Below are 4,364 nucleotides of genomic sequence, written 5' to 3' on the forward strand. Positions count from 1 at the left end.
CAAGGAGACCCTCCTCGGCCTCGGCATGGACGAGGTCGCCTCCGCCGGATACTGCTTCCAGGTCGACCTCGCCTGGCGCACCGTCAAGGCCGGCTACAAGGTCGTCGAGGTGCCCATCACCTTCATCGAGCGCGAGTTCGGCGCCTCCAAGATGAGCCGCAACATCCTCATCGAGGCCCTCTTCCGCGTTACCGGCTGGGGCATCACCAGCCGCGTCCAGAAGCTCACCGGCAAGAAGTGACCCTCCGGGCCCGGTGGGCGCGGCTGCGGGCGGTGCCCGATCGGGTGCCCCTGGTCGGGCGGGCCGTGGGGCAACTCGTTCGGGTGAACCTGCTGGACTGCGCGACCAGGCTCGCCGCCCAGGCCTTCCTCAGCGCGCTGCCCGCGCTGCTGGTGCTCGCCGTCTTCGCGCCCGCCTCGGTGCGCAGCGGGGTGGTCAGCTCGCTGCGCAGCCAGCTCGGGCTGGCGGGTGCGGCCCAGGAGCAGGTGCAGCAGCTGATGGCGGCCGGGCACGACGACGTGACGGAGAGCTTCGGCGCCCTCGGCGTGCTGGTCACGCTGCTCTCCGCGACGGCGCTCAGCCGGGCCATGCAGCGGGTCTGCGAACGCTGCTGGGAGCTGCCCAAGGCGGGGGCCCGGCTGGCGGCCTGGCGCTGGCTGGCCTGGCTGGCGGTGTGGCTGGGCTACCTGGTGGCCCAGGGCCCGCTGCGGGACGGCTTCGGGGCGGGCGAGGGGCTGGGGCTGGTGCTCTCGGCGCTGGCCGCCGCGGTGGTGTGGTGGTGGACCCAGCACCTGCTGCTCGGCGGGCGGGTGGGGTGGCTCCCGCTGCTGCCCGGGGCCGTGCTGTGCGGGCTGGCGCTCACCGGGGTCGGCATCGCCGGGCGGGTCTACCTGCCGCGGGCGATGACCCGGAGCGTGCTCAAGTTCGGCCCGTACGGGGTGGTGTTCACCTCGCTGAGCTGGCTGATCGTGATCTTCGCGGCCGTCACCCTGGCCATCGCCTTCGGGCGGGTGGTGGCGGAGGAACCGGCGGTGGCCCGGCTGCTGGGGAGCAGCCGGGCCACCGGGGGAGCCTGAGGCTCAGAACAGGCGCAGCAGGCGGGACATGATGGACGGCGGCGCGAGGTCGCCCTGCAGGGTGACCGGCACCTCGGCCTTGCCGTCGCCCTCGCCGGCCGAGACGGTGCCGACCTGGGTGCCGGACTTGACCGTGTGGCCGAGCTTGGTGCCGTCCAGGGTCACCTTGGCGGTGACGCCGGACCAGCCCGCGACGGTCAGGTCCTTGGCCGCGACCACCGGGACCTTGCCGCCGAGACCGTTGTCCACGTAGCCGACGACCTGGCCCTGCTTGGCCAGGGTCTGACCGGTGAGGCCGTTCTGGGCGGCGGTGATGATCTTCTGGCTGACGGTCTGGGCCGCCTTGAGGATGTTGTCCGTGGTCGTCGCCGGCTGGCCGAGGGTCACGCCGAGGATCATCCGCTTGGTGCCGCCGATGTCCTTGACCGCCGCCCACATCAGGCAGGAGCCGGCCGGGGTGGAGGAGCCGGTCTTGACGCCGATGACGCCGTTCTTCGCCGAGATCAGACCGTTGGTGTTGTAGACCCGCTGGCCGTTGAAGGTGGTGTCGGGGGTGGCGACGACCTGCCGGAAGATCTCGTTCTGCATCGCGAGTTCGGCCAGCTTGAGCTGGTCCTTGGCGGTGCTCTTGGTGTTGTTGTCGTAGCCGGCCGGGTCGGCGTACGTGGTGTTGGCCATGCCCAGCTTGGCGGCCTGGTCGTTCATCTTCTTCACGAAGGCCTGCTCGCTGCCCGCGTCCCAACGGGCCAGCAGGCGGGCCACGTTGTTGGCGGAGGGGAGCATCAGCATCTCCAGCGCCTCGTACTCGGTGAGCTGCTGGCCCTCGGTGAGGGTGACCCGGGACTCGTCGGCGTTGCTGGACTCCTGGGCGGCCTGCCTGTCCACGGTGATCTTCGGGCCGCTCTCCCCCTTCTTGAGGGGGTGGTCCTGCAGCACGATCACGGCGTTCATGACCTTGGTGACGCTGGCGATCGGCGACGGGGTCTCGGCGCCGGAGCTGCCCAGGCTGCCCACCCCGACCACCTCGGCGACGGCCTGGCCCTTGCCCGGCCAGGGCAGGGCGAGCTGGTCGCCGGCGAAGGTGAAGGACTTGTCGAGCGAGAGCTTGGTCTTCGGGGCCGGCAGGGGGCGGAGCAGCTGGCCCGCGACCACCAGGCCGAGGACGAGGCCGAGGAAGACCGTCCAGATGGTGAGACGCTTCAGCGCTCGGCGCAGCGGGGAGACCGGCCTGGCACTGAGGGCCGCGAGCACCTCCATCGCCTCGGAGGTGGTCTCCGGAGCGGGGAGCGGAGCAGGCGCGGGCAGCGGGGACGGATCCGGCACCGGAAGCGGCTTCGGCGCAGGCAGCGGCTCGGGAGCCGGTACGGGCGTGGGCACGGGCACGGGCTGAGGTTCCGGCTCGGGCGCGGGCTCGGGCTCGACGGGGGGCACCGTCCCGGCCTCGGAAGTCTTGGGCACATCCTTGACCAGCGCCCCGGCCCCCTCCCGGCCGTCCCGTATGGCGAGACGCGGATCCACCCCACCGGGCTTCTCCGCCACCCGCAGCACAGTCGTCTCCCCGCCACGCGGCCCCGCAGCGTCCTGAGCCAACGCAGCCGCCTCGGCGAGCAACTCGTCCGCCCCGTCCAACCTCGGCCGCCGCACACTCGCCTTCCCGGAGCCGGAGCCGGAGCCGGCGTCCGCAGCGACGGGCTCCGCGGGGAGGCGGAGGGTCGTAGTGGTGTTGTCCGTCGGCAGGCGCAGCATCCTCGTCTCGGCCCCGTCCTCGCCCCGCCCGGCGGACTCCACAGCCGCCACAGCCGTGGGCTCCGCCCCGCCCTCGCCCCGCTCGGACGGCTTCTCAGCCTCCGGCTTCGCCGAGCCTGCGGGAGCAGCCTTCCCGGCCTCGCTGCGCTCGGCGGGCTTCGCGGCGGCCTTCGGGGTCTCGGCCGGGTCCGCGGGGAGGCGGAGGGCCGTGGTGGTGTTGTCCGTCGGGAGGCGGAGGGTGGTGGTCCGGGTGTCGACCTCGCGGGCTCGCAGGGTGACCGTGGAGGCGGCGCGTCCCTCTTCGGGCGCGGATCGCTCAGCCGGCGCGGTCGGCACCACCGCCTCCGCTTCCCCGTCGCGCCGCACAGTGTCGGGGGACTCGCCCACGTAAATCCATCCTCGTCTGGCTCAGGGGCCCTGCCGGGCCGAGATCGTTTCGGACGGCTTCCCGCCGCACCGCTCTAGCTGTACAGTCTCCGCCACCGACGGCCGTAACGGCCGTCACACCCCGCCCGACCGGCCGTTATTCTTCACCGCCGGCCCAGCGCGGTCCGCTCCCCGGGAGGGACGCAGGGCCCGGCGGGCGCGGTTCCGCGCGGCTGCGCCAAGGTCACGATTCGGAGGCGTACTCGACAAGCCGCTGTGAGAGGCGTCACTCTGTCTTCCATCCACGCGGGGAGGCTTGGATGGGCAAGAGCCGCAGAACCATTCCCGAGGAACTCCTGCTGCTCGCTCTGGACCCGACGACGGGTACCACAGCGCAGCCGCAGACCCTCGACCTCGGACTCGCCGGGGCACAGCTCGTCGAGCTGTCCCTGGCCGGACGTATCGTCCCGGACGGGGACCGGATCGCCGTGGTGATGCCACGGCCGACCGGTGATCCGACCCTGGACCACGCACTGGAACTGCTGCGCCGACGCGGCAGCCCGGTGCGGGCCGCACACTGGATCGGCGGGCCCCGGCTGGGGCTCCGGCAGACCTACCTGGCGCACCTCGAGCGGTGCGGCATGGTGACCGCCGTACCGGGCCAGGTCTGCGGCGTGCTGCCGACGACGCGCTACCAGGCGTCGGACGACTGCACCAACGCCGCGATCAAACAGCGGCTGGACACCGCCATCCGGACCGGCGTGCCGCCGGACCCCCGGACGGCCGCGCTGGCCGCGCTGGCCCACTCGGTCGGCCTCGGGAAGCACCTCTACCCGGGTAACGAGGGACGGTCCTCGCGGTCACGGCTGCGCGACCTGATCCGTTACGACCCGCTGGGCGGCATGGTCGCGCACGCCGTGATGGACGTGCAGAACGGCCTGCCGGCCCAGCAGGGCCGGGCCACCGGCGGCGGCCGACCGGTCGCCGCGCGGGCGGTCACGGGCGGCCGAGGCGTGGCCACCCAGGTCGGCGCGCGGTGAGCGCAGGGGGCCAGGCCCCACAGCACTGAGCACCTCGGGGCGGTCCGCCCGGCAGCAGTCTGCCGCACCTCACTGATGGAGCGGCGCACCTTGTCCACGTCCAGACGCCCGGCCACCCCGCCGACGTGCGGCAGG

3 protein-coding genes and 1 pseudogene are annotated in these 4,364 nt (G+C 73.1%); 3 read left to right on the top strand and 1 reads right to left on the bottom strand.

Going from position 1 to position 4,364, the window contains the following annotated elements; genetic code table 11:
* Together ABT095_RS38540 and ABT095_RS38545 are read left to right on the top strand one after the other, a co-directional pair.
* Positions 1 to 241, top strand: a pseudogene (locus tag ABT095_RS38540) (dolichol-phosphate mannosyltransferase); the annotation flags it as partial.
* An 83-nt stretch (positions 242 to 324) separates the two neighbouring features.
* Entirely contained in the window at positions 325 to 1,077 is a 753-nt protein-coding gene (locus ABT095_RS38545) for a YhjD/YihY/BrkB family envelope integrity protein (RefSeq protein WP_350534302.1), read from the top strand.
* 3 nt (positions 1,078 to 1,080) lie between these two features.
* Here the strand turns inward: ABT095_RS38545 and ABT095_RS38550 are convergent, their stop codons facing one another.
* Complete coding sequence (locus tag ABT095_RS38550) at positions 1,081 to 3,210, bottom strand: D-alanyl-D-alanine carboxypeptidase (protein ID WP_350534303.1); 2,130 nt, start codon at positions 3,208 to 3,210, stop codon at positions 1,081 to 1,083.
* Between the two features lie 299 nt (positions 3,211 to 3,509).
* On the opposite strand from ABT095_RS38550, the gene ABT095_RS38555 reads away from it, so the two are divergent.
* A complete protein-coding gene (locus ABT095_RS38555; RefSeq protein WP_350534304.1) occupies positions 3,510 to 4,229 on the top strand; it encodes a GOLPH3/VPS74 family protein in 720 nt (239 codons plus the stop codon).
* The last annotated feature ends 135 nt before the right edge of the window (positions 4,230 to 4,364 follow it).

Origin of the sequence: Kitasatospora sp. NPDC002227 (genome assembly GCF_040296285.1) — a bacterium.
In the GTDB taxonomy this organism is placed as follows: Bacteria; Actinomycetota; Actinomycetes; order Streptomycetales; family Streptomycetaceae; genus Kitasatospora.